The 1,080-nt window shown below is 76.3% G+C and carries 1 protein-coding gene and 1 pseudogene; one reads left to right on the plus strand and one right to left on the minus strand.

Annotation, left to right across the window (positions count from 1 at the left end):
* A pseudogene (locus ESO86_RS17445) lies at window positions 1-410 on the minus strand (TPM domain-containing protein); the annotation flags it as partial.
* 112 nt (window positions 411-522) lie between these two features.
* On the opposite strand from ESO86_RS17445, the gene ESO86_RS17450 reads away from it, so the two are divergent.
* The coding region (locus ESO86_RS17450; RefSeq protein WP_207207220.1) for a hypothetical protein at window positions 523-1,080 on the plus strand (558 nt) is incomplete at its 3' end.

Below are 1,080 nucleotides of genomic sequence, written 5' to 3' on the forward strand. Positions count from 1 at the left end.
TCGGCGTCGGCGAGCGCGCGCTCGACGGAGTCGCACAGCGACGCGATGCGGGAGCTCCAGGTGCGGCGCTCCGCCGCCGTGGCCCGACCGGCGTCGTCGATGCGCTGCTGCAGCAGGAAGGCCTCGCGCAGCCATCCGCGCGCACGGTCGACCGTCTCGCCCAGTCCGCGGGCCGCCTCGGGCCCGAACTGCGCCTCCGCGAAGCGGATCTCCTGCACCGCGTCGCGCACGGCCTCGTCGGCGCCGACCAGGCGCGCCTTGGCGGACGTCTCGAGTTCGCGCGCCGCCGCGGCATCGTGCGCCTCGCGTCGCGCGCCGAGCCGGCGGAACCCGATCACGCCGGCGACGAACGCGAGCGCGGCGGTGCCGAACACGACGAGGGAGGGCAGCCAGTCGGCGGCGTCGGCCATGGTCGGGAGCCTACCGGGACCGTCGGCGACCTCACCGAGCGGTCGCCGTGCGACGCCCGTGAATCCGGCGCGGCCACTTGGACGCGCCATCCGTCGCCCCTATGGTCGTGCCATGCGGGTGCTGCTGAAGCTGACCCTGGACTGCGATGCGGATGCCGCGTGGCGCGCGATCCGCAGCCCGGCCGTGCTGCGCGAGGTGGTCGCGCCGTGGCTCGACTTCGAGTCGCTCGAGGCCGAGGGCTTCCCGGCGACGTGGCCCGAGGGGCCGCACCGGATGCGCGCGCTCGCGTTCGGCATCGCCCCGAGCGGCGAGGAGTACGTCGACGTGTCGTACCCGGGCGGGCTGCCCCCCGGCGTGCGGATGCTCCGCGACGGGGGCGGCGCCGTGACCGGGCCGCTCTCGGCGTTCCGGCACTGGGACCACCGCATGGCGATCTCGCCGCTTCCCGACGGGCGGACGCTCTACCGAGACCAGCTGCGTGCGAGCGCCGGGGCCCTCGACGCCCTCTACTGGTACCCGACGTGGGCGTTCTGGCAGTACCGGGGCCGGCGGCTGCGGCAGCTCGCGCCGACGTGGGCGTACGACCCGCCGGGCACGGCCGATGCCGAGCGCACCGAGGCGGTGAGGACCGCGCGGGCCGCTCGCGGCGGAGACGCGGCCGAGTCGATC

Origin of the sequence: Agromyces binzhouensis (assembly GCF_004135055.1) — a bacterium.
GTDB lineage: Bacteria > Actinomycetota > Actinomycetes > Actinomycetales > Microbacteriaceae > Agromyces > Agromyces binzhouensis.